The sequence below is a fragment of the Nocardioides alpinus genome (assembly GCF_900112035.1).
Taxonomy (GTDB): domain Bacteria; phylum Actinomycetota; class Actinomycetes; order Propionibacteriales; family Nocardioidaceae; genus Nocardioides; species Nocardioides alpinus.
On the sequence record NZ_FOKC01000006.1, the window covers coordinates 195686 to 219907 of the forward strand.

Below are 24222 nucleotides of genomic sequence, written 5' to 3' on the forward strand. Positions count from 1 at the left end.
ATGTCAAGGGGTGCGGCGGGGCGTGCCCGCGCCGACAGCGCAGTCTAGTCGTGGCCGACGAGAGCCATGAAATGCGCGGCCTGTGCCTCGGCGGTGCCGGGCGGGTTGCGGTGCCAGGAGCCGCTCTCCGGCACCAGCATCGCCAGCCAGAACGCCGCCCACAGAGGGCGGTAGGCCGTCATCCGCTCACGCTCCTCGGCATCCAGCCCGACGGCGTCGACCAGTGCGCGGTCGTCGTAGACCCCGTGCAGGCGGCTGCCGAGGTGTTCGACGTGGTCGGCGAGCTCGTACGCCGGGTCGCTGAGGCCGCCGTCCTCGAAGTCGACGAGCCGGCACTGCTCGCCGTCCCACAGCACGTTGGCGGGGTTGAGGTCGGCGATGCCGAGGACGCTCCGGCGCGGCTCGGGCAGCGGTGGGTCCCTCAGCCACTCGCGGGCGACCGCGCGCGCCGTCCGCACGAGCTCCGGGTCCCGGCAGGCGGACAGGTCGTGGTGGTCGGCCAGTCGGGGGTGGATCGCGGACGGTGGATCGGCGGCACCACCGTTGCGCGGCCCGATGCCCGCGTCGGTCACCGCCTGCACCGGTACGTCGTACAGCCGGCGCAGTGACGCCCCGAGCGCCACCGTCTGCCGGGCTGACAGCGGGCGCGGCGCGAGCGGCCCACCCGGGATCCGCTCCATCACGATGACCGGCGTCTCGCCGTCCTCACGGCGCAGTGGCCGCGGCGCGAGCCCGGGGGCGTGCTCGGCGAGCAGGACCAGGCAGTCCCACTCGCGCTGGGCCTGCGCCTCGTGGTCGGCGACGAACTGCTTGCGGACCTCGGTCTCCCCGATGCTCACACCGTGGGTCGAGGTCTGCACGGGGCCACGGTAGCGTCGGTCGCATGCAGATCACCCTCTTCGGCGGCCACGGCAAGATCGCCCTCCTCCTCGCTCCGATGCTGGTCGACGCGGGCCACGAGGTCACCTCGATCATCCGCAACCCCGACCACGCCGGCGACGTCGAGGCGACCGGCGCGACCGCGGTCGTCTCCTCGGTGGAGGACGCCGACGCCGAGACCCTCACCGCGCTCCTCTCGGGCCAGGACGCGGTCATCTGGTCCGCGGGAGCGGGCGGTGGGAGCCCCGAGCGGACGTACGCCGTCGACCGTGACGCAGCGATCCGCACCATGGACGCCGCGGCGGCGACCGGTGCGAGCCGCTACGTGATGGTCTCGTTCTCCGGCTCGTCGCGGGACGTGCTGGTGCCCGAGGACAACCCGTTCCGGCACTACCAGGACGCCAAGATCGACGCGGACGAGCACCTGCGCGCCAGCGACCTCGACTGGACGATCCTCGCCCCCGGCACCCTCACGCTCGAGCCCGGCACCGGCAAGGTCAACCCCGACGCCGGCTTCAACGACGGCGACGAGACCTCACGCGAGCTCGTGGCCCAGGTCGCGCTCGCCGTGCTCGCGGACCCGCGGGCGTCGCGCCAGACCCTGGTCTTCGGCGACGGCGAGGTCGCGATCGACGACTGGCTCACCACGCTGTGAGCTGGAGGTCGACCTCGCCGAGGATCCGCGTGACCGCGTCGCCGGACACCCAGACCTGATCCCCGTCGGCCTCAATGTGCACCCGTCCCTCGCGGCCGATGACGCTGCCCTGCCGGGCGGTGTACGCCGACGGCAGCGCGCCCGTGCCGATCAGCCACTGGGCGAGGCCGGCGTTGGCGCTGCCGGTGACGGGGTCCTCGCCGAAGTCGCGGCCGTCGGCGTAGAACGCCCGCACCTCGACGTCGGCGCCGAGCTCGTCGGCGCGGGACGAGGGCCAGCGCCCGAGCACGGTCACCTTCAGGTCGGTGAAGGCGGCGATGTCCGGGACGACCGCCCGGACGGCGTCCGCGGTCCCGAGGTCGACGCCGATCCAGCCCGGCCCGTTGTCGATCCATGCCATGTCCCGGACCGCAGCCTCCTCGACGGCGAGCCCGGCCAGGACCCGGGCGCGGAGCGGCGCCTCCACCGGGCCCGACCGGCGCAGCGGGGGTGGCGCGAAGCCCAGCCGCGGGAAGCGGCGTACGTCGACGAGCCCGGCGCCGCACTCCTGCACGATCGTGTCGCCGTGCGGCACTCCCCCGGACTCCAGCCACGCGTGCGCACTGCCGATCGTGGGGTGCCCGGCGAACGGCAGCTCACCGCCGGGCGTCCAGATCCGCACCCGGTAGTCGGCGCCCTGGGCGGTCGGCGCGCACAGGAACGTCGTCTCGGAGAGGTTGGTCCACCGCGCGAACCGCGCCATCTCCTCCTCGCTCACGCCGTCGGCGTCATGCACCACCGCGAGCGGATTGCCGAGCCAGGGCTCGGCGCTGAAGACATCGACCTGGCGGAAGGACAGCACGCCGACGATCCAAGCACAGCCTCAGGCGTGGGCACGCCAGCGACGACCGGCCTCGTCGGCAGCGGCGGCGACCAGCGCCGCCAGCTCGGGCCGGTCCGGCACGGGGAAGGAGACGTAGGCCCCGCGACCGCCGGCGACCGGACGGCCGTACGCCTTCGCTGCCAGGGTGCCGTCGGGCAGCATCCGGATGGTCAACGACTGGAGCTCGAACTCCTCGTCGCGCCGGGTGTCGCGCCACCTCATCGACTCGGGGATGACCACGTTGATCGCCATCGCGCTGACCTCGACGGAAGGTGCGTCCATGGACCGATCCTGCCAGTCCGACGTGGGGTCGCGGGCGACCCGTGTCAGCCCACGACCCTGGCAGTGCCGTCGCGTCGCACGAACAGGACGCACTCGCCGCTGCGCCCGGCGCCGTTGGTGTGGCTGATGAGCGCCAGCCCCGGACCGCGCCTCGTCCGCAACCACTGCAGGGTCTGTGACGAGGTCGGCGGGGACCAGGTGCCGGACATCGGCGCCACGGCGATGTTGTAGGTGTGCAGCACGGTGTAGGACGCCAGCCCCGACTGCGCGTCGCCGATCCGGAGGCTGGTCAGGCGCTTGATCCACGGCCGGAACGTGCAGGTCGCGGGACTGGTGTCCGGGTCGGTGAAGGTGATCAGGGCACCGGTGTCGTCGTCCGAGGAGGTGCCGTCGCCGACGACGAGCTGCAGGAGGTAGGACCCCGGCTGGGTGCAGCTCAGTGACGGGGACAGCCCCTGCGCGGTCACCGGCGCCCAGCTCCACGGGCCGCTGAACGTGCACGAGGAGACGTCGCCCTCGCTGACGACCGTGACCAGCCAGCGGATCTCCAGTGCGTCGCCGTCGGGGTCACTCACACTGCCGGAGAGCTGGGCATCGGTCCCTGCGACCACCGTGACGTCGGGACCGGACTCGGCCACCGGCGGTGCCGCGGACGCCGCGCCCGGGACGAGCAGCAGGACCGTCAGGACCGAGATCAGGACCGGGACGGCGGGCCTGCGCCAGGACTGGACCTTCGTGGACATGGGAAGCACCTCCGGGTGGGCGCTCCCTCGGCGCCCTCAAAGTAAAGGAGGTGCCAGGCTGGCGGGTGATACACCCCTAGGGGTGAGCATCCGCGGAGTCCGCCACCACGCCCAGCGCCTGCCGGTAGCCGTCGATGCCCTGGCCGGCAATCGTCGCGACCGCGTGCGGCTCGACGACCGACGTGTGCCGGAACACCTCGGCGCGCTGCTTGGGGTCGGAGATGTGCACCTCGACCAGGGGCGCGGTGAGCTGGGCGCAGGCGTCGTGGAGCGCGAGCGAGTAGTGGGTCCACGCACCGGCGTTGAGCACCACCGGTACGCCGTCGTCGGCGGCGGTGTTGAGCCAGTCGAGGAGCTCGCCCTCGTGGTTGGTCTGGCGCACCTCGACCTCGAGACCGAGGTCGGTCCCCCAGCCGACGCACTGGTAGGCGAGCTCGGCATGCGTCGTGGTGCCGTAGATCTCCGGCTGCCGGCGTCCGAGGCGGCCGAGGTTGGGGCCGTTGAGCACGAAGACCTTCATCGGGGCAGCGTAGTGCGACGCGCCTCGGTGACGAGCGGGGTGTCCGGAAGCGCCGGGACGGTCCAGTCGGAGGGCGGGCGCCACGTCGTCCACTCCTCGTCGAGGGGCCAGTCGGCGGCCTCGACCAGATCGGCCTGCGCCCACTCGGCGACGGCGCGGATCTCGTCGGCCATCGGGGCCGAGTAGCGCCCGCTGGCGACGCCGGCCGCGAGCTCGTCGGCGTCCTTGAGCCAGAGCGTCCCGTCGGGGTCCAGCCACAGGTCGAGCGTCAGGTCGCGGGTGGCGGTCTCGTGGGCGCGCCGGTGATGGGCGAGCTCGAGGTTGACGTAGTGCCCGGCGAAGGTCCCGTCGTCCTCCCAGAACAGCCACACCGACCACGGTCGCGCCGTAGGCGCGATCCTCAGGACCCCGCTGCCCTGCCACCGGCCGATGGTCGGCACCAGCTCCGCGGCGAAGCGGTCCACCAGCGGGAGCTCGCGGAGCGATCGGCCGTCCGCGGGGCGCCAGGCGACCAGCTCGGTGTCCTCGGCCAGCCAGGCGACCAGGCCGCGTTCGTCGTCCCTCACCACGCGCATCGGCTCGACCTGACGGCCGTAGCACCACTGCACGGAGGTGCCGTGCTCCAGGAAGGGGCCGTTGCCCGCCTCGCACCAACCCGCGCCGATCCCGGTGAGGCGCTCGGACTCGAGCATGCCCAGGTCGACGGGGCGAGGCGCAGCACGCTCCGTGAGTCGCTGCATGGTGCCCCCGGATTCGGAGACCTGGACGTCCGAGTCAGTCACCCGGCGGAGGTTATCGCCTCGTACGCCGCCCGCAGGTCGGCCTCGCCGGGGCCGGCGAGGATCCGCGGTGAGGCCAGGTCGTCGAGCACGACGAAGCGCAGCTGCGAGCCACGCGCCTTCTTGTCGACCTTCATCGCCGCGTGGAGGTCGTCGAAGGACGCGGCGTCGTAGGACGTCGGCAGCCCGACGCGCGACAGCGTCGCGCGGTGCCGCGCCACGACTGCAGGCTCCAGGGACCCGGCGCGCGCAGCGAGCTCGGCGACGTAGACGCAGCCGATCGCGACGGCCTCTCCGTGGCGGACGGTGTAGTCGCTGGTGCGCTCGATCGCGTGCGCCAGGGTGTGGCCGTAGTTGAGCACCTCACGGCCGGGGTGTCCGTCGGCGCCGCCCTCCTCGCGGAGGTCGCCGACGACGACGTCGATCTTGACCCGGATCGCTCGCTCGACGAGCTCACGCAGCTCGGCCGAGTCGGCGTTCAGGACGTCAGGATCGGTGCGCTCGACGATCTCGAGGATCTCGGGATCGGCGATGAAGCCGCACTTGATGACCTCGCCCAGGCCCGCGACCAGCTCCTCCCGTGGCAGCGACGCCAGCAGGGACAGGTCGCACAGCACCCCGGCGGGCTCGTGGAAGGCGCCGACGAGGTTCTTGCCGGCGCCGGTGTTGATGCCGGTCTTGCCGCCGACCGCCGCGTCGACCATGGCGAGCAGGGTCGTCGGCAGGTGCACCACCCGTACGCCACGGAGCCAGGTCGCGGCCACGAAGCCACCCAGGTCGGTGGCCGAGCCTCCGCCGAGGGTCACGACGGCGTCGGACCGGGTGAAGCCGGCCTCGCCGAGGGCCTCCCAGCAGTCGGCCGCCACCGGTGCGGTCTTCGCGCGCTCGCCCTCGGGCAGGCCGAGTGCGAGGACGTCGTAGTGCTCGACCAGCGCGTCGACGATCGGGTCGGCGAGCGCCCCGAGCGAGCCGGCGTAGAGCACCGCCACCCGCTCGACCGACGGGCCGAGCAGGGCGGGGAGTCGCGCGGCGACGCCGTGGCCGACCACGACGTCGTAGGGGGACGCGCCACCGACGTGCATCACGGTGTCGTTCACGCGAGCAGCTCCAGGATCTCGGCCGCGACCTCGTCGGGCGTGCGGTTGTCCGTCTCGACCACGTGGGTGGCGACGGACTCGTAGACGGGTGTGCGCTCGTCGAGGAGGGTCTTGATCCGCGAGCGGACGTTGCCGAGCAGCATCGGGCGCCCGACGCCGAGCCCGACGCGCTTCACCGCGTCGGTCAGGCCGACCCGCAGGAACACCACCGGCGCCTCGGCCAGCAGCTCGCGCGTCGACTCCCGCATCACTGCCCCGCCACCGAGGGCGAGCACGCCCTCGTGCTCGGCCAGCGCGGCGGTGACCGCCGCGCCCTCGAGCTCCCGGAAGGCGTCCTCGCCCGACTCCACGAAGATGTCGGAGATCTCGCGCCCGGTGGAGGCGACGATGTCGGCGTCGGTGTCACGCACCGGCACGTCCCAGGCGTCGCCGAGCAGCCCGGCCACCGTCGTCTTGCCGGCGCCCATCGGCCCGACCAGCACCACGCGTGGGGGCATCTCAGCGGTACCGGAGGGTGTCGAGGTAGGACTCGACGTTGCGCTTGGTCTCCCCGACGGAGTCGCCGCCGAACTTCTCGATCACCGCGTCGGCGAGCACGAGCGCGACCATCGCCTCGGCGACGATCCCGGCGGCCGGGACGGCGCACACGTCGGAACGCTGGTGGTGCGCGACGGTCGCCTCTCCCGTCGCGACGTCGACGGTGCGCAGCGCCTTGGGGACGGTGGCGATGGGCTTCATCGCCGCGCGCACGCGCAGGATCTCACCGGTGGACATGCCGCCTTCGGTGCCGCCGGAGCGACCGGACGTGCGCCGCAGCCCCTCGTCGGTGGGCACGATCTCGTCGTGCGCGAGCGAGCCCGGGGTGTCGGCGAGCTCGAAGCCGTCGCCGACCTCGACGCCCTTGATCGCCTGGATGCCCATGAGCGCACCCGCGAGCCTGGAGTCCAGGCGGCGGTCCCAGTGGACGTGCGAGCCGAGGCCCGGCGGCAGGCCGTGGACGACCACCTCGACGACGCCCCCGAGGGTGTCGCCGTCCTTGTGGGCCTGGTCGATGCGCGCGACCATCGCTGCACTCGCATCGGGGTCGAGGCAGCGGACCTCGTCGGCGTCGAGGCGCGCGACGTCGTCGGGAGCCGGTACGACGCCCGCGGGCGCCTTCACGCCACCGAGCGACACCACGTGCGACACGATGCGCGCGCCGGTGGCCTGCTCGAGGAAGTTCGAGGCCACACGACCCAGCGCCACGCGGGCGGCGGTCTCGCGGGCAGACGCGCGCTCGAGGATCGGGCGGGCCTCGTCGAAGTCGTACTTCTGCATGCCGGCGAGGTCGGCGTGGCCGGGGCGCGGCCGGGTCAGCTTGGCGTTGCGGGCCAGCGCCTCGAGCTCCACCGGGTCGACCGGGTCGGCCGACATGACCTTCTCCCACTTGGGCCACTCGGTGTTGCCGATCTCGATGGCCACCGGGCCGCCCTGCGTCTCACCGTGGCGGACGCCGCCGAGCACGCGGATCGCGTCCTGCTCGAACTTCATCCGCGCGCCTCGGCCGTAGCCGAGCCGGCGTCGCGCCAGCGAGTCGGCGAGGTCGTCGGTCGTGACGCGGACATGGGCGGGCAGCCCCTCGAGGATCGCCACCAACGAGGGACCGTGGGACTCGCCTGCTGTGAGCCATCGGAGCATGGGGCAAGTCTCTCAGCCCCAGATGCGCCCAGCGAGCGCGGTCCCCCAGACGAGACCCACCAGCGCGCCGATCACCATGAACGGGCCGAACGGGAACGACTTCTTCAGCACCGTCCTGTCGCGGCGCACGACGGCAAGCCCGACGGCAGGCAGGGCGAAGGCGATGAAGCCGACCCACAGCCCCAGCGCGAGCGCGCCCCAGCCCACCCAGCCGAGCACCAGCCCGACCGGCGCCGCCAGGCGTACGTCGCCGAAGCCCATCCCGGCCGAGCGCAGGAACCACAGCACCCAGAAGAACGACCGCGCGACCACCATGCCCGCCAGGGCGCGCACCAGCGCGTCGCGCTCCCCCGTGGCCAGCCCGACCACCGTCACGACAGCGATCGCGGCGAGGGTGGCCGGTACGACGATGCGGCGCGGGAGCAGACGGGTGTGCCAGTCGATGACGGACAGCGCGACCGCGACTGGGGTGAGCGGGATCAGCCACAGCAGCGGCCAGTCGAGGCCGGTGGAGGCGCCGAGCAGGCCACCGGCAACCGCCGCGATGACCGCGCTGCGCCAGCCCAGGCCCGGTCGCTCGGCGATGTCGACGTAGAGCATCTTCGGCGGCTCGTCGTCCGGGACGGCGTCGGGGACGGGGTCGGCCGGGTCGCCGGCATCGGGCTCGGACGCGGTGGGTGGCTCAGGTTCCGGCACCCGCGCGACCAGCGTCGGCACCATCAGGCCGCCGAGCGCGGCCACGAGCGCGCCCAGCAGCGCCGCCACTAGGGTGTCGTCCACTCACGCGCTCCGTTCGGCGAGCGCCGTCCGGCCCGCGTCCCTCATGGTCTCCAGCGGTGCCTGGAGCCCGGTGAACAGATCGAACTGCATCGCGGCCTGGTGGACCAGCAGGTCCAGCCCACTGATCAGCGTCCGGTCGCGCGCCGCAGCGGCCAGCGGGGTGGGCCACGGGTCGTAGAGCGCCTCGAACACGACGGGTACGCCGGCGCACCGCGCGAGCAGCGCCGCGTCCTGCGCGTCCGCCGGGATCGTCGAGACCGCGATGTCCGCCCGCAGGGCATCCGGCGCGTCGAGCCGCCCCGTGCGGACCTCCGCACCCACCGGGTGGGCCCGCAGGACCTGGACGGTCTCGGCGGCACGGACCTCGTCGCGCACGAGCACCTCGATCGACCGGACGCCGAGGTCGAGCAGCGCCAGCCCGATCGAGCTCGCGGTGGCACCGCCGCCCAGGAAGACGGCCGACGCCAGCGAGGTCGTCGTACGCTCCCGGATCGCGGCCGCGGCACCGGGGAAGTCGGTGTTGTCACCCACCCGCTCGGACCCGTGCTCACCGAGCAGCAGCGTGTTGACGGCCCCCGCCAGGCGCGCGCGGTCGGTGAGCCGGTCGACGAGGCCCAGGGCCTCGCGCTTGAGCGGCATCGTCAGCGACAGCCCCCGCCACTCCGGGCCCAACCCGTCGAGGAAGGTCGCCAGGCCCCCGGACGGCACCCGGTCCGCGTCGTAGGTCCAGTTCAGTCCCAGCTCGGCGTAGGCCGCGCGGTGCAGCACCGGCGACAGCGAGTGGGCGATCGGGTCGCCCAGCACGCCACAGCGCCGCGCCCGCCCACTCTCGACGGTCACCTCGGCATCAACAACGGTCCGAGGTCTCGCAGTAGGCGCGGTACTCGTCGCGCCCCACGAGGAAGTCGTCGTAGTCCTCGTAGAACTTGGTCTCGCCCGTCTCGAGGTCGACCGTGACGTAGTAGTACCAGGGGCCGTCCGCCGGGTTGGCGGCCGCTGCGATGGCGTCGTCGCCGGGGGCCTCGATGGGCGTCGGCGGCAGGCCGGCGCGCCGACGGGTGTCGTAGGGGGTGTCGACCGCCAGCTCCTCGGTCGTCAGCGCCGTGGTGCCCGACTTGCCGAGGCCGTAGGCGTTGGACGCGTCGATGCCGAGCGTGCCGTTGGTGCCGCCCTTGTCACCGGGGCCGTCGAGCCGGTTGTAGATGACCCGCGCGATCTTGGGCATGTCGTCGCCGCGGCCCTCGGCCTCGACGAGCGAGGCGATGATCATCAGCTCGGCCGGGGTGTGGCCCAGCTCGGCCGCCTTCTCCTCCAGGCCGGCGGCGTCGGCCGCCTCCTCCCACCTGCTGACCATCGTCCTGAGGATCTGGACGGGCTTCTGGTTGGGCTTGATCTCGTAGGTCGCCGGGAAGAGGTAGCCCTCGGCGTTGCCCTCGGCGTAGTCGGGGAGGCCGAGCTTGTCGGGCTTGGCCAGCGCCGCGTTCCACTGCTTCTCGGTGAAGTCGGTGTTCTCGGCGAGCGTCGAGACGATGTCGACGAGCCGGAGCCCCTCGGGGATGGTCACCGTGGGGAAGCTGATGAGGTTGTCGGGGTCGATGAGGACCTCCAGCGCGTCGGCGGCCTTCATCTCCTTCTGGAGCTCGTAGTCGCCGACTTGGATGCCGGCCGAGTCGGGCTCGCCGGCGGCGGCGTCGATGAACGCCTGCACGGACTTGGTGACGCCCTCGGCCTTGAGGTTGCGGCCCATCTGGGCGACGGTGTCGCCCTCGTTGACGGCGAACTTCACCGAGCCCGAGCCGGGTCCGGGGTAGTCCTCCGGGCCCTGGAACTGGTCGGAGACCCAGTCCACGCCGCGCGTCAGCCCGAACCAGAAGCCGCCCGCGAGCACGACCAGCGCGATGAGGACAGCGAGGCAGCCCTTGCCGCCACGACCCTTGCGTCGCCGTCCACCGGGGACGTAGTCGTGGTCGTCCTCACTCAGCAGGCGCTCTTCTGAGCCTGTCGAAGGGTCCTGCCCGGACTCGTGCTCACTCATCTGCTACCTCGACGATCTCTCCCGGTGCCTGCCCGCTCGAGCGCTCGGTGTCGAGCGCCGTCTGCAGGATCAGCACCGCGGCTGCCTGGTCCACCACGGCGCGTCGCTTGGCTCCGTGCCGACCCTGCTCGCGCAGCATCGACTCGGCGAACACCGTGGTCAGTCGTTCATCACACAGTCTGACGGGTGTGGGTGCAACTCGGCGGGCAAGCCGCGCGGCGAAGGCCCGCGCCTTCGCCGCCGCCGGGCCCTCTGCGCCGCTCAACGAGCGCGGCAGCCCGACCACGACCTCGATCGCCTCCCGTTCGGCGACGAGCTCGGCGAGACGGCGTACGTCTCCCCTGCCGCTCCGCACGGTTTCGACCGGGGTCGCGAGGAAGCCCGAGGGGTCGCTGGTGGCGACGCCGATCCGGGCATCACCCGGGTCGATGCCCAGCCGCACGCCGAACCGCACGCTCAGCCCTCGCCCACGCGCTGGGCGACCTCGGTCGACACCAGCGCGAGCGCCTCGTCGATCCGCGAGGCGTCCGAGCCACCGCCCTGGGCGACGTCGTCCTTGCCGCCGCCCTTGCCGCCGAGCAGCGGGCCGATCGCGCGCACCAGCTCACCGGCCGACAGCCCGCGCGCACGGGCCTCGTCGTTGGTGGCGGCCACGACGGACACCTTGCCGTCGGCCTGACCGATGATCACCACGACGCCCGGCTCGCCCTGCGGCAGCCGACCGCGTACGTCCATCGCGAGGTTGCGTACGTCGCCCCCGCCGGCGCCGTCGGCGCGGTGGGCCACGACCTTGACCGGTCCTACCTGTGTCGCACCCGCGGCGACCTCGGCGCTCGCACCCAGCAGCTGCGCGACGCGTGCCTTCTCCAGCTCCTTCTCAGCCGTGCGGAGACGCTCGGTCAGCCCCTGGACGCGACCGACGAGGTCGTCGGGCTGGGTCTTGAGGAGCGTGGTCAGCTGCGCCACCACGTCACGCTCGCGGGCGAGGTAGCCGAAGCCCTCGACGCCTGTCAGCGCCTCGATCCGGCGGTTGCCGGAGCCGACGCTGGTCTCACCGGTCACCACCACGGTGCCGATCTGCGAGGCGTGGTCGACGTGCGTGCCGCCGCAGAGCTCGCGCGACCAGGGGCCGCCGATCTCGACGACCCGCACCTTGGTGTTGTCGTAGGTCTCGCCGAAGAGCGCGATCGCGCCCCACTCCCTCGCCTGCTCGAGCGTCATGTAGTCCCACGCGACCGCGAGGTCGGCGCGCAGCGCCTGCTGCGAGACCAGCTCGATGTCGCGGACCTGCTCGGGGCTCAGGCCCGAGGTCCAGCCGAAGTCGAGCCGGAGGTAGCCGGGCCGGTTGTAGGAGCCGGACTGCAGCGCGGTGGGGCCGAGCACTTCGCGCAGCGCCGCGTGCACCACGTGGGTGCCGGAGTGCGCCTGGCGCGCACCGATGCGCCACTCGGGGTCGACCTGCGCGTGGACCTCGCGAGCGGGGACGTACTCCCCCTCGAGCACCCGGACCTGGTGCACGACGAGGCCCTTGATCGGGCGCTGCACGTCGATCACCTCGAGCCGGCCGCCGTCGAAGGCGATCGTGCCCGCGTCAGCCACCTGGCCGCCGGACTCGGCGTAGAACGGGGTGCGGTCGAGCACGAGCTCGCCGATCTCGCCCTCGGTGAGGCGCGACACGGCCGTACCGCCGCTGAGCAGCGCCAACGGACGCGACTCGGTCTCGAGGGTCTCGTAGGCCAGCCACTCGGTGGGTCCGAACTCGTCGAGGACGCCGCGGTAGGCGCCGGTGTCGCCGTGCGCGCCCTTCTTCGACCGCGCGTCCGCCTTGGCGCGCTCGCGCTGCTCGGCCATCAGGCTCCGGAAGCCCTGCTCGTCGACCTGAAGTCCCTGCTCGGCGGCCATCTCCAGCGTGAGGTCGATCGGGAACCCGAAGGTGTCGTGGAGCGCGAACGCCCGATCGGCCGACAGCGTCGAGCCGCCCGCCTCCTTCACGTCGCCGGCGGCGGTGTCGAAGATCTGCGTGCCCGCCTGCAGCGTCTTGCGGAAGGCGTCCTCCTCGGCGTAGGCCACCTGCGAGATCCGCGCCCAGTCGCTGAGGAGGTTGTCGTAGGTCTCCCCCATCTTGTCGCGCGAGACGGGCATCAGCTCGGGCAGGACACGGCTCTCGCAGCCGAGCAGCCGCATCGAGCGGACGGCGCGGCGCAGGAGCCGGCGCAGGACGTAGCCGCGACCGTCGTTGCCCGGCGTGACCCCGTCGCCGATGAGCATCATCGAGGAGCGGACGTGGTCGGCGACGACACGGAACCGTACGTCGTCCGCGGGGTCGGCGCCGTAGCGCTTGCCGGTCAGCTCCTCGGCCTTCGCGATCACGGGGTAGACGACGTCGATCTCGTACATGTTCTGCTTGCCCTGGAGCAGCAGCGCGACGCGGTCGAGGCCCATGCCGGTGTCGATGTTCTTCTTGGGCAGCGGGCCCGCGATGTCGAAGTCCTCCTTGGACCGCACCGCAGAGAGCTCGTCCTGCATGAAGACGAGGTTCCAGATCTCCAGCAGCCGGTCCTCGAGCTCGAACGGCATGTCGGGACCGAGGGTCGCGACGTCGAAGTCCGGGCCCCACTCGGGACCGCGGTCGTAGAGGATCTCGGAGCAGGGTCCGCCGGGTCCGGGCACGCCCATGGACCAGTAGTTCTCCTTGGGGCCGAGCTGGACGATCCGCTCGCGGGGCAGCCCGGTGGCCTTCATCCAGAGCCCGATCGCCTCGTCGTCACCGACGAGGACCGAGGGATAGAGCCGCGACTCGTCGAGGCCGTAGCCCCCGTCGGCGACGGGCTTGGTGAGGAGGTTCCACGCCAGCTCGATGGCGCCCTCCTTGAAGTAGTCGCCGAAGGAGAAGTTGCCGCACATCTCGAAGAAGGTGCCGTGCCGCGTGGTCTTGCCGACGTCCTCGATGTCGGGGGTGCGCACGCACTTCTGGATGCTGGTGGCGCGCGGCCACGGCGGCGTCTCCTGGCCGAGGAAGTAGGGCTTGAAGGGCACCATGCCCGCAGGGACGAACAGCAGGTTGGGGTCGTCGGCGAGCAGCGAGGCGGAGGGCACCACGGCGTGTCCGGCGGCCTCGAAGTGCGCGAGGAAGCGGCGTCGGATCTCGGCGGTGTCCATCAGTTCTCGTTCTCCTTGGTCGTGAGCTCGGGTGTGGCTGCGTGGCTGCCAGTGGGCCTGAGTCCGAGCTGTTCGCGCAACTCGGTTTCGCGCTCGGCGCGGCCGTGCTGGACCTCCTCGGCGAAGAGGCGGGCACCGACCTGCCACCCGCGTACGCGGTCGCGGAGGCCGTCGGCGGTCAGGGAGTCGGCGACGCGGCGGGCCCGGGCGGCGGCGTACACCCCGACCCCCGCCCCGGCGACGAACCAGAGGGGGCGGCCCATCAGGCGACGTCCTCCCTGACGTCATGCGCCCGGGACGGACCGGCGGCGCGCTCGCGGGCGCGGAACTCGCGCAGCGCCTGCTTGGTCTCGGCCCTGCGGTCCCGCCCGGCACGACGGGTCTCGCGCCGCACCTCGAAGCGGATCCGGTTGCGGTTCTCCGCCGAGAGGGCTCGACGTACGCCGTGGGTCCAGGAGGCTGCCTTGACGATCGTCTCGCGGGCCACGATGTCGGCGAACAGCCGCCCGTCGATGTCCCGCGCGACCGGCACCGCGACGGCGGGGGCCTCCTCGGACCCCATCCCGGTGATCACGAAGGTGCTCGCGTGCGCGCCTGCGGCCGGTGGGTCAGGCACTGCGACGGCAGGCGACTCCAGCACGGCCACGCGCTCGACGACGGACGCCAGGCGCGTCTCGGCCCGCCGGGCGCGTCGGAGTGCGAGCAACGCCACGACGAGGGCGACGAGCGCCACCGCGCCCGCTGCGCCCGTCCACACCTGCTCCGTCGTCACCGGGACACCTTATAGAAGCCACGGATGGACGACGCCGCGAGTCACTGCTCGACGTAGAGGTCCTTGTAGTTGGGCGTGCCCGTCGCGCCGTCGCCGGTCGGGTTGCCGACCCGGTCACCGAAGACGAAGAGCCGGTTGACGTAGCCGGTCGGGATGACCGGGAAGTAGGTGGTCATGATCCGCTTGTCCAGCGCCCCCCAGGCGTCGGCCTGTTCGTCCACCGGCAGCGTGGCGATGTCGTCCATCGCGTCCTCGATCGAGGGCTCGTCGAAGCGGGCCGTGTTGAACGCTGCGCCGGCACTCAGCAGAGGAGGGAGCATGGCCGAGCCGGCGGGCCAGGCCGGGCACCAGTTGGAGCCGCGCACGTTGAGGGTCTTGTTGACCTTGTCGTCGGGGTCGAGCCAGACGGTGTAGGGCGACGCCTGGAGCGGGATGGCCTTGACCGAGAAGCCGCCCGCCTCGAGGCCCTTCGTGATCTGGTCCTGAGCCGCCGCGGCCTGCGGGTCGAGCTCGTTGTAGGCCATCGTGATCCGGTAGGGCTCGTCGCCGTGGCCGGCCTCCGCCAGGAGCTCACGCGATCGCTCCGGGTCGTAGGTGATCTGCTCACCGTCGACCTGGAAGCTCTGGCGACCCACCATCCCGGGCGGCATCACCGAGCTCGCCGGCACGCGGGTGAGCTCCGGGACGTCGCCTCCGGCGGTCCAGACGTCCTCGTAGGGATAGGCGTAGGCGAGCGCCTTGCGGACCCTGATGTCGGTGATCTTGGTGTAGTCGGGCGCCAGGACCGCGACGCACTGGGAGGGCGCCAGGACCAGGCGATCGTCGAGATCGATGTCGGCCAGCTTGTAGAGGCCCGGGGTCAGCGACGTGGACACGGCGGCCTGACCGTCCGAGCTCCCCGACAGCATGATCTGGTCGACCCGGTCCTGGTCCTGGTTGAACTTGAAGACCCACCGGTTGACGTACTGGTGGCGCGCCGGGTCGGAGTCGGCGGACCACTCCTCGTTCTTGACCAGCACCAGCTCCTCCCCGGGCAACCAGCTCTCGACCTTGTAGGGGCCGTTGGCCAGCGGCTTCTGGGCGTACGCCACCGGATCGGAGGCGTCGCCCAGCGGGGCCGCGCCCATCGCCATCACCGCGCCCCAGTAGTCCATGTCCGGGAAGGGCTTCTCCATCGTGATGGTGACGTCCTGGCCGTCGACCGAGATCGCGTCGTAGTCGCTGCAGTCGGGGTCCTTCGACGTGTAGGGGCCGTCGTAGTCCGCGGCGTCTGCGAAATAGGTCTTGGAGTACTCCGTGCCGGGACCCGACGGGAAGGTCTCGGAGTCGAGAGAGCGGCAGATCCCGAAGGCGACCTCCTCGGCCGTGACGGGCTGACCGTTCTCCCACGTCGCGTCATCACGGATGGTGAAGGTCCACTCCGTGTAGTCCTCGTTGTGCGAGCCCAGGTCGGTCGCCAGGTCGGGGACCAACACCGGCTGGCCGTCGTCGTCACGCGCGTACTGGGTGAGCGAGCGGCTGATCAGGCCCTGCTGGATGGCGTTGCCCGTGAAGGACCACCCGCCGGTGGGGTCGAGCGTGTCGGGGCCGGGTGCCCCCGGGAGGTAGACCGTGAGGGTCCCGCCCGCGACGGCACCTGCCACCGGGGCGGCGGGAGCCTGCTGCTTCGGGTCCTTGGCGCCGGTCTCCTGGACGGTGTCGGTCTCCTGGACGGTGTCAGTCCCCTGGCCGGTGCCGGTCCTGGTCGCGGGCGCACCGAGCGGGCTGCTCTCCCCCGGCGTCCCACTGCAGGCCGCGAGGGCCAGGAGGGCAGCACCCATCACGAAGGCCAGTGGCCGGTTCCCCCTCATGCTGTCCCGTCTGTTGTTGACTAGCGACCGCGAACGATACGTCGTACGCGCTCCCAGCGCTCCTTGACGCCGGCCTCGGCGCCGAGGCTGGTCGGCTCGTAGTAGGTGGCGTCGGCCAGGACGTCCGGCAGGTACTGCTGCTCGGCGACGCCGTACGGCTCGTCGTGCGGGTAGGCGTAGCCCTTCCCGTGGCCCAGGTCCTTCGCCCCGCCGTAGTGCGCATCGCGCAGGTGGGACGGCACCTGACCGATCTTCCCGGCCTTCACGTCGGCGATGGCCGCGTCGATGCCCACGATCACGGCGTTGGACTTCGGCGCGACGGCGAGGTGGATGGTGGCCTGCGCGAGGTTGATGCGCGCCTCCGGCATGCCGATCAGCTGCACCGCCTGGGCTGCTGCCACGGCGGCCTGGAGCGCGCTCGGGTCCGCGAGCCCGATGTCCTCGCTCGCGTGCACCACCAGGCGACGCGCGATGAAGCGGGGATCCTCGCCTGCCTCGATCATCCGGGCGAGGTAGTGCAGTGCGGCGTCGGGGTCCGAGCCGCGGATCGACTTGATGAAGGCCGAGATCACGTCGTAGTGCTGGTCGCCCTGGCGGTCGTAGCGCACGGCAGCCTGGTCCACCGCGGTCTCGGCGGTGGCGAGGTCGATGAGGGGCTTCTCGTCGCTCGAGCCCGTGGAGACCACTGCCGCGGCGCCGGCCGCCGCCTCGAGGTAGGTCAGCGCCCGGCGCGCGTCGCCGCCGGCCAGGCGTACGAGGTGGGCGCGGGCCTCCTCGTCCAGCTCGACCGTGCCGGCGAGTCCGCGCTCGTCGGTCAACGCCTCGTCGATGACCTCGGCGACGTCGTCGTCGGTCAGCGACTGCAGGCGCAGCAGCAGGCTGCGTGAGAGCAACGGGCTGATGACCGAGAAGAACGGGTTCTCCGTGGTGGCGGCGATGAGGGTGACCCAGCGGTTCTCGACACCGGGCAGCAGCGCGTCCTGCTGGGCCTTGGTGAACCGGTGCACCTCGTCGACGAAGAGCACCGTCTCCTGCCCGCTGCGGACGAGCTCGGCGCGGGCACCGTCGATGGCAGCGCGCACCTCCTTGACGCCCGCCGCGACCGCCGACACCTCGACGAAGCGCCGTCGGGTCTGCTGGCTCACGATCGCCGCGATGGTCGTCTTGCCGGTGCCGGGAGGTCCCCACAGCAGCAGCGACATCGACTGGTCGCCCTCGATCAGGCGGCGCAGCGGCGACCCCGCGGCGCGGAGCTGCTGCTGGCCGACGAGCTCGTCGATCGTGCGCGGCCGCATCCGCACCGCCAGGGGTGCCGAGGCGTGGGTGTTGGCGCCCAGCGACCCGGCTCCGGGCATGGCCGTGTTCGTGAACTGGGAGGGCGCGGGTTGCCCCGCGCCCGGAATCTCGAACAAGCCATCCACGTCGGTGAGTATCCCCCGGGACCAGATCGGGTCGTCGGCCCGGTCCGGGGGTGGTCTCAGACGCCCGTGGTCTGCCTGGTCTTGAGGTCGTACCAGGTCTCCTCGTAGCCCGGGATCGTCAGCTGCGTGTTGGTCGGAGCCGCGCCGGAGACGGGACTGCCCTGGTCGTCGACGCCGAGGAGCGCGGTCGTGACCGGGGTGGCCGGGTGGGCACCGAGCTCGCCCGCGAAGTGGCAGGCGACCTTGTGGCGCTGGCCGATCTGCAGGAGCGGCGGCTCGACCTTGGCGCAGATCTCCTGGGCGAACTGGCACCGAGTGCGGAACCGGCACCCCGACGGCGGGTTGATCGGGCTCGGCACGTCGCCCTCGAGGCGGATGCGCTCGCGCCGACCACCGATCGCCGCCTGCTTCACGTCGGGCACCGCGGAGAGCAGCGCCTGCGTGTAGGGGTGGTGCGGACGACCGTAGATGGTCTCGCGGTCACCGATCTCCACGATCTTGCCGAGGTACATCACGGCGATCTCGGGGCAGAAGTGGCGCACGATCGCCAGGTCGTGGGCGATGAAGAGGAACGACACGTCGAACTCGGTCTGGATGTCCTGGAGCAGGTTGACCACCTGCGCCTGGATCGACACGTCGAGGGCCGAGACCGGCTCGTCGGCGACCAGCACCTTCGGGTTGAGGGTCAGGGCGCGGGCGATGCCGATGCGCTGGCGCTGACCGCCGGAGAACTCGTTGGGGTAGCGGTTGTAGTGCTCGGGGTTGAGGCCCACGACCTCCAACAGCTCCTGGACCCGCTTGAGCACCTGGTTCTTGGGGACGATCTTGTGCACCTCGAGAGGGGCACCGACGATCGCACCGACGGTGTGGCGCGGGTTGAGCGAGGTGTAGGGGTCCTGGAAGATCATCTGCACGTCGCGGCGCAGCGGCTTCATCTGCTTGTTGTTGAGCTGCGCGAGGTCCTGGCCCTCGAACATCATCGAGCCGCCGGTCGGCTTGTAGAGCCGGGTGATCAGGCGACCGGTGGTCGACTTGCCGCAGCCGGACTCGCCGACCAGCCCGAGCGAGCCGCCCTTGGGGACCTCGAAGGAGATGCCGTCGACGGCCTGCACGTGGCCGATGGTCCGTCGGACGACGCCCGACGACTTCACCGGGAAGTACATCTTGAGGTTGTCCACCGAGAGGACCGCGGGCGCCAGCGGGTCGAGCTGGGTGGCCGTGTGGCCCATCTCGGCGACCGTGGCGAAGTCGAGGTTCCCGACCCCCACCTCGTGCGAGCCGTAGGCGTCGCTGGTCTCGTCGGTGAGCTGGCGATCGCCGGTCTCGGCGGCGTTGGCGCCGAGCTCGGTGGGCTCAATCTGGGCCTGGGCGTTGGGGTCCTGGGTCATCGGGTCTCCTCGACCAGCTCGGGGGCGATCTCAGGCAGCACCTCGGAGCGGTAGACCCCGACGGGGTCGGTCAGGTGGCAGCGCTTGAGATGGGCCGTGCCGGAGCTGGCCGGCAACAGCTCGGGAAGCTCGGTGGAGCACAGGTCGCCGGCGACCTTGGAGGAGTGCACGCACCTCGGGTGGAACGAACATCCCGGCGGCGGCCGCAGCAGGCTGGGCGGGTTGCCGGGGATCGGGATCAGGCGGGCGTCGGTGGACGCCGTCACGTCCGGGATGCTGGACAGCAGCCCCCACGTGTAGGGCATCTCCGGCGAGGTCAGGATCTGCTTGGCGGTGCCGTACTCGACGCAGCGGCCGGCGTACATCACGAGCACGTCGTCGGCCATCTCGGCGATCACGCCGAGGTCGTGGGTGATGATGATGACGGCCGAGTTGAACTCGCGCTGCAGGTCCTGGAGCAGGTCGAGGATCTGGGCCTGGACCGTGACGTCGAGGGCGGTGGTGGGCTCGTCGGCGATGAGCAGCGACGGGTCGTTGATGAGGCCCATCGCGATCATGGCGCGCTGTCGCATGCCGCCGGAGAACTGGTGCGGGAAGTCGTCGACGCGGCGGTCGGGCTGCGGGATGCCGACCCGGTCGAGCATCTCGATCGCCTTGCGACGGGCGTCGCGCTTGGAGGCGCTGGAGTGGTGGACCAGGTAGGCCTCCTCCAGCTGTCCGCCGATCTTGTAGAACGGGTGGAGCGCGGCCAGGGCGTCCTGGAAGATCATCGCCATCGAGTTGCCGCGCAGGCCACGCATGTGCGACTCGCTGAGCCCGACGACCTCGGTGCCGCCGACCCGGATGGAGCCGGAGATCTGGGCGGACTTCGCGTCGTGCAGGCCCATCACGGCCATGCTGGAGACGGACTTGCCCGAGCCGGACTCGCCCACGATGCCGAGGGTCTTGCCCTTCTCCACGGAGTAGGTCAGCCCGCTCACCGCGGTGACGGGACCGTCCTGGGTCGGGAAGGTGACCTTCAGGTTCTCCACCTGCAGGAAGGGACCCTCGTGCTGGTCCCTCTCGGCGGCGGACGACTGGGTCATGGGAACGCTGGTCACGAAAGCCTCACCCTCGGGTCGAGGACGCTGTAGATCACGTCGACGAGCAGGTTGGAGATGATCAGGACGACGGCGCTGAAGAGGGCGGTCGCCATCACGACGGGCAGGTCCCTGCCCTGGACGGCCTCGAGGCTCCACCAGCCGATGCCCTGGATCTCGAAGATCCGCTCGGTGAAGATCGTGCCGGCCAGCAGGGTGCCGAAGTCGATACCGAAGATCGTCACGACCGGCACCAGCGCGGCGCGCAGCCCGTGTCGGTAGACGATCGTCCGCGACGGCAGGCCCTTGGCCTTCGCCGTGCGGATGTAGTCCTCGCTCAGGGCCTCGACCATCGCACCGCGCGTGAACCGCGTGTACTGCGTGCAGCCGAAGATGCCGAGCGCCACCCAGGCCAGGAACAGGCCGCTGAACCACTTGAAGGGTCCGTACTCGGTGATCGCGAAGTATCCGGTGTCGCTGAAGAGCGGCACCTCGAACGTGATCGTGAGGTAGAGCCAGGTCAGCAGGGCGAAGAGGTAGTAGGGGATCGAGCTGATGAACAGGAAGCTCGAGACCAGGGCCTTGTCGGCCACGGTGCCGCGTCGGCGCGCTGCCGCGACGCCGATCGGGATGCCGAAGAGGAGGTAGAGGAACGCACCGCCGATGGCCACGGAGAAGGTCGCGGGAATGCGCGAGACCAGCTCCTCCTTGACCGGCTGCTTGGTGCGGAAGCTGACGCCCAGGCACGGAGCGGCGCAGGGGTACTCGTTGGAGGCGATGGTGAGCGTACGACCCACGAACACACCCTTGACGAACTTGCCGTACTCCTCGTAGACGGGGTTGTTGTAACCCAGCGTCTTCTCGTAGACGGCCAGCTTCTCCTGGGTGCACCGGTTGCTGGTCTCACGGTCACAGATCGGCTGGGCGGGGCTCGAGGGGCCGAACCAGAACAGCAGGAAGATGCCCATCGAGACCAAGGTCAAGACGAGGACTCCCGAGATCAGCCGCTTCACGACATACGCGAACATCGCAGGTCACTCTCCGGGGATGGTGGATGAGTCGGATCCCCCAGGCAGGAAAGCCTACTCGGGTCCGGGCTGGCGAGTGGGGGCTCCCGGTTCGGGAGCCCCCACCCGTCAGTGATTGCTACAGGTTGCTACTCGTTGCTACGCGGTGCTCACCGGGTCGCGAGGCGACCCGGTGAGCGCCAGGATCACTGAATGACGAACAGGTCCTTGTAGTTCGGAGCACCGATCGAGCCATCGCCCGTCGGGTTGCCGATCTTCGTGCCGAAGACGAACAGGTCGTTGCGGAACGCGGTCGGGATGATCGGGAAGTACTCCGTCATGATCTTCTCGTCCAGCGCACCCCACGCGTCAGCCTGCTCATCGAGCGGCAGGGTGTTGATGCGGTCCATCTCGTCGTTGACCGAAGCCTCGTCGAAGCCGGCGGTGTTGTAGACAGCGCCACCCTTCAGCAGCGGCGGGAGCATGGTCGAACCGGCGGGCCAGTCCGAGCACCAGTTGACGCCACGGAGGTTGAGGGTCTTGTTGACCTTGTTGTCGGGGTCGAGCCAGATGTTGTACGGCGACTCCTGGACCGGGATGACCTTGACCGAGAAACCGCCGGCCTCGAAGCCCTTGGTGATCTGGTCTTGAGCAGCCACGGCGAGCGGGTCGACCTCGTAGACCACCATGGTGATCTCGTAGGGCTCGTCACCGTAACCGGCCTCCGCGAGGAGCTCCTTCGACTTCTCGGGGTCGTAGGTGATCTGCTCACCGTCGACCTGGAAGTCCACCTTGCCGGCCATGCCGGGGGGCATCACACCGTTGGCGGGGACGCGGGTCACGCCCGGAACCTCACCGCTGGCGATCCAGACGTCCTCGTACGGGTAGGCGTAGGCCAGGGCCTTGCGAACCTCGATCTCGGTGATCTTGGTGTAGTCGGGCGTCAGCGTGGAGACACACTGCGACGTCTGCTGCACGAGGCGCTCGCCGAGCTGGCCGTTGGCGTCGGTGTACTTGTCCGAGCCGAGGGCGGTGGAGACGGCGGTCTGGCTGTCGGAGTTGTCCGACAGCATGATCTCGTCGACCTTGGCCTGGTCCTGGTTGAACTTGAAGACGAACTCGTCGGCGTACTGGTGACGACCCGGGTCGGAGTCAGCGGACCACTGGTCGTTCTTGACCAGGACCAGCTCCTCGTTGGGCTTGTAGCTCTCGACCTTGTACGGGCCGTTGGCCAGCGGCTGGTTGCCGTAGTTCGGGGGCTTGGAGGCGTTGCCGAGCGGAGCCGGGCCCATCGCCATGAAGGCGCCCCAGTAGTCCATGTCCGGGAACGGGACAGCCATCGAGATGGTGATGTCCTGGCCGTCGACGGCGATGCCGTCCCATGCCTCGCACTTGGGGTCCTTGCCGGTGTAGGGACCCTCGTAGTCCTCGGCGCCCGCGAAGAACGCCTTGGAGTACTCGGTGCCCGGACCCGACGGGAACGCCTCGGAGTCGAGCGAGCGGCAGATGCCGAACGCGACCTCTTCGGCGGTGACGGGCTGGCCGTCCTCCCACGTGGCGTCCTCACGGATCGTGAAGGTCCACTCGGTGTAGTCCTCGTTGGGCGTGCCCAGGTCGGTCGCCAGGTCGGGGACCAGAACGGGCTGGCCCTCCTCGTCGCGGACGTACTGGGTCAGCGAGCGGCTCGTGAGCGCCTGCTGGATCGAGTTGCCCGTGACGGACCAACCACCGGTGGGGTCGAGCGAGTCGGGCCCCGGGTCGCCCGGCAGGTACACCGTGATGGTGCCCCCGGCGGTCGCGTCGGCGATCTCCTCGGCGGGACCCTGGCGCTCGGGGTCCTTGGATCCACCCTCTTGACCGCCGAAGGTCTTCTCGGCACCTGCGTCGTTGGAACCGTCGTCGTCCGACGACCCGCCGCCACAGGCAGCGAGGGTCAGAAGAGCGGCGCCAGCGACGAGCGCGAGCGGCTTGTTCCGCTTCATGCTGTCCAGCCTTTCCTTTTTGTTCTCACCGAGGACGGCGTCTCCGGCGACGTGCATGGAACCTTGGCCGAGCGAGTGCTCAGCGTCGGGTCTTGGGGTCGAGGGCGTCGCGGACCGCGTCGCCCAGGAGGTTGAGGGAGAGCACCAGCGCGACGATGCCGAGCAGCGGCTGCCACAGGTACTGCGGGTACTCCCGGAAGAAGGTGAGGTTGGTCGCCTTGAGGATCGTCTGGCCCCACGAGATGCCGTCCGTCACGCCGATGCCGAGGAACGCGAGGCCCGCCTCGAGCGCCACGAAGGTCGGCAGCATCAGCGAGACGCTGATGATGATCGGCGCCGCGAGGTTGGGCAGGAGCTCCTTGAAGAGGATGCGCGAGGTCGGCATGCCCATCACGCGGGCCGCCTGGACGAACTCACGCTCGCGCAGGGTGATGACCTCGCCGCGGATCAGGCGTGCGGTGCCCATCCACCCGAAGATCGACAGCACGATGACCAGGGCCACCTTCTGGATCGTCGAGTAGTTGTCGGCCGTGTTGAACCGGTCGTTGATGATCGGGGCCATCGTCAGCGCGGCCAGCAGGAACGGGATGGTCAGGAACATGTCGATGAAGAACGACAGCACCTTGTCGACCGTCCCGCCGAGGAAGCCGGCGAGCAGCCCGATGACCACACCGACGATGCTGGCGAAGATGGTCGCCGTGGTCGCGATCAGGAGTGAGACGCGGCAGCCGTACAGCCAGTAGGCGAGGTTGTCCTCACCCGTGCGCGGGGCGACACCCATCGGGTGGTCCCACGTGAACGGGCCGTTGGGCGGGCCCATCTCGGGCTTGGGCAATCCCTTGTTGAGGCCGTCGACGCGCTCGCTCGCGAGCGGGGTGACGAGGTCGACGCCGAACAGGGCGCAGATCGGACCGGCGAAGACGGCGCAGATGATGAAGAAGAGGACGACGAGCGCGCAGACGACGGCGATCTTGTCCTTGGCCAGACGACCCAGCGCGATCCGCATCGGCGACTTGCCGGCGATCTCCTTGGCCTGCTGGCTGTTGGGATCCTGCTGCTGCGGCTCGTCACTCAACGAGCCGAGCGTCTCCGGCCCTGCGGTATCTGCCGACATGCTCTCCCCATCTGGTTCGGGACGTTGACGGCGCGGTCCGAGGATCCCCCGGGGCCTGCGCCGAAACGGGACTCTATGTGACCCGCGCCGCATGAACGATCACTGACGCGTAACGATCTCGTCACGACGACTTCACGCGGC

At 70.8% G+C, this 24222-nt stretch carries 24 protein-coding genes; 1 reads left to right on the forward strand and 23 read right to left on the reverse strand.

What is annotated here, in order from left to right; translation table 11 throughout:
* Positions 1–44 precede the first annotated feature (44 nt).
* Positions 45–860 carry an aminoglycoside phosphotransferase family protein gene (locus BM127_RS14050; RefSeq protein WP_091199422.1) on the reverse strand — a complete coding sequence of 272 codons (816 nt, stop codon included), beginning with the start codon at positions 858–860 and terminating at the stop codon, positions 45–47.
* A 23-nt stretch (positions 861–883) separates the two neighbouring features.
* Between BM127_RS14050 and BM127_RS14055 the strand changes: the two genes are divergently transcribed.
* Positions 884–1534: an SDR family oxidoreductase gene (locus BM127_RS14055; protein ID WP_091199423.1), complete on the forward strand. Its 651-nt coding sequence runs from the start codon at positions 884–886 to the stop codon at positions 1532–1534.
* Here BM127_RS14055 and BM127_RS14060 read toward each other — a convergent pair.
* From BM127_RS14060 to BM127_RS14165, 22 genes are all read right to left on the reverse strand, one after another.
* A complete protein-coding gene (locus BM127_RS14060) occupies positions 1521–2375 on the reverse strand; it encodes a PhzF family phenazine biosynthesis protein (RefSeq protein ID WP_091199424.1) in 855 nt (284 codons plus the stop codon). The two genes, BM127_RS14055 and BM127_RS14060, sit on opposite strands and share 14 nt — an antisense overlap.
* A gap of 21 nt (positions 2376–2396) precedes the next feature.
* The gene (locus BM127_RS14065) at positions 2397–2678 is read right to left on the reverse strand and encodes a hypothetical protein (protein WP_091199425.1); all 282 of its coding nucleotides are present in this window, start codon (positions 2676–2678) and stop codon (positions 2397–2399) included.
* Positions 2679–2722: 44 nt separating this feature from the next.
* Positions 2723–3421 (reverse strand): PKD domain-containing protein, encoded by a 699-nt coding sequence (locus tag BM127_RS14070; protein ID WP_091199426.1) that lies wholly within the window; start codon positions 3419–3421, stop codon positions 2723–2725.
* 76 nt (positions 3422–3497) lie between these two features.
* Positions 3498–3941: a type II 3-dehydroquinate dehydratase gene (locus tag BM127_RS14075; protein WP_091199427.1), complete on the reverse strand. Its 444-nt coding sequence runs from the start codon at positions 3939–3941 to the stop codon at positions 3498–3500.
* On the reverse strand, positions 3938–4723 hold the full coding sequence (locus BM127_RS14080; protein WP_091199428.1) for a ribonuclease FAU-1 family protein: 786 nt from the start codon (positions 4721–4723) through the stop codon (positions 3938–3940). The genes BM127_RS14075 and BM127_RS14080 overlap by 4 nt, the downstream gene beginning before the upstream one ends.
* Complete coding sequence (gene aroB / locus BM127_RS14085; protein WP_091199429.1) at positions 4720–5817, reverse strand: 3-dehydroquinate synthase; 1098 nt, start codon at positions 5815–5817, stop codon at positions 4720–4722. Before aroB ends, BM127_RS14080 begins: the two co-directional genes overlap by 4 nt.
* On the reverse strand, positions 5814–6314 hold the full coding sequence (locus tag BM127_RS14090; RefSeq protein ID WP_231263376.1) for a shikimate kinase: 501 nt from the start codon (positions 6312–6314) through the stop codon (positions 5814–5816). The genes aroB and BM127_RS14090 overlap by 4 nt, the downstream gene beginning before the upstream one ends.
* 1 nt (position 6315) lies before the next feature.
* Positions 6316–7494 (reverse strand): chorismate synthase, encoded by a 1179-nt coding sequence (gene aroC / locus BM127_RS14095; protein ID WP_091199430.1) that lies wholly within the window; start codon positions 7492–7494, stop codon positions 6316–6318.
* Positions 7495–7506: 12 nt separating this feature from the next.
* The gene (locus tag BM127_RS14100) at positions 7507–8274 is read right to left on the reverse strand and encodes a prepilin peptidase (protein ID WP_139227741.1); all 768 of its coding nucleotides are present in this window, start codon (positions 8272–8274) and stop codon (positions 7507–7509) included.
* Entirely contained in the window at positions 8275–9114 is an 840-nt protein-coding gene (locus BM127_RS14105; RefSeq protein ID WP_091199432.1) for a shikimate dehydrogenase, read from the reverse strand.
* Positions 9115–9121: 7 nt separating this feature from the next.
* Positions 9122–10309: an endolytic transglycosylase MltG gene (gene mltG, locus BM127_RS14110; protein WP_091199433.1), complete on the reverse strand. Its 1188-nt coding sequence runs from the start codon at positions 10307–10309 to the stop codon at positions 9122–9124.
* Entirely contained in the window at positions 10302–10763 is a 462-nt protein-coding gene (gene ruvX, locus BM127_RS14115) for a Holliday junction resolvase RuvX (protein WP_091199434.1), read from the reverse strand. Before ruvX ends, mltG begins: the two co-directional genes overlap by 8 nt.
* Positions 10764–10765: 2 nt before the next feature.
* On the reverse strand, positions 10766–13468 hold the full coding sequence (gene alaS / locus BM127_RS14120; protein WP_091199435.1) for an alanine--tRNA ligase: 2703 nt from the start codon (positions 13466–13468) through the stop codon (positions 10766–10768).
* Positions 13468–13731: a DUF6167 family protein gene (locus tag BM127_RS14125; RefSeq protein ID WP_091199436.1), complete on the reverse strand. Its 264-nt coding sequence runs from the start codon at positions 13729–13731 to the stop codon at positions 13468–13470. Before BM127_RS14125 ends, alaS begins: the two co-directional genes overlap by 1 nt.
* The gene (locus BM127_RS14130) at positions 13731–14240 is read right to left on the reverse strand and encodes a hypothetical protein (protein WP_091199437.1); all 510 of its coding nucleotides are present in this window, start codon (positions 14238–14240) and stop codon (positions 13731–13733) included. The genes BM127_RS14125 and BM127_RS14130 overlap by 1 nt, the downstream gene beginning before the upstream one ends.
* Positions 14241–14281: 41 nt before the next feature.
* Positions 14282–16090: an ABC transporter substrate-binding protein gene (locus BM127_RS14135; protein ID WP_091199438.1), complete on the reverse strand. Its 1809-nt coding sequence runs from the start codon at positions 16088–16090 to the stop codon at positions 14282–14284.
* A 20-nt stretch (positions 16091–16110) separates the two neighbouring features.
* Complete coding sequence (locus BM127_RS14140; protein ID WP_091199439.1) at positions 16111–17445, reverse strand: replication-associated recombination protein A; 1335 nt, start codon at positions 17443–17445, stop codon at positions 16111–16113.
* A 122-nt stretch (positions 17446–17567) separates the two neighbouring features.
* Positions 17568–18740: an ABC transporter ATP-binding protein gene (locus tag BM127_RS14145; protein ID WP_091199499.1), complete on the reverse strand. Its 1173-nt coding sequence runs from the start codon at positions 18738–18740 to the stop codon at positions 17568–17570.
* Positions 18741–18895: 155 nt separating this feature from the next.
* Positions 18896–19984, reverse strand: coding sequence for an ABC transporter ATP-binding protein (locus tag BM127_RS14150; protein WP_091199440.1), 1089 nt, complete (start codon positions 19982–19984; stop codon positions 18896–18898).
* 11 nt (positions 19985–19995) lie between these two features.
* On the reverse strand, positions 19996–21006 hold the full coding sequence (locus BM127_RS14155) for an ABC transporter permease (RefSeq protein WP_091199441.1): 1011 nt from the start codon (positions 21004–21006) through the stop codon (positions 19996–19998).
* Positions 21007–21191: 185 nt separating this feature from the next.
* A complete protein-coding gene (locus BM127_RS14160) occupies positions 21192–22967 on the reverse strand; it encodes an ABC transporter substrate-binding protein (RefSeq protein WP_157829567.1) in 1776 nt (591 codons plus the stop codon).
* A gap of 79 nt (positions 22968–23046) precedes the next feature.
* A complete protein-coding gene (locus BM127_RS14165; RefSeq protein WP_091199443.1) occupies positions 23047–24081 on the reverse strand; it encodes an ABC transporter permease in 1035 nt (344 codons plus the stop codon).
* Between the last annotated feature and the right edge of the window lie 141 nt (positions 24082–24222).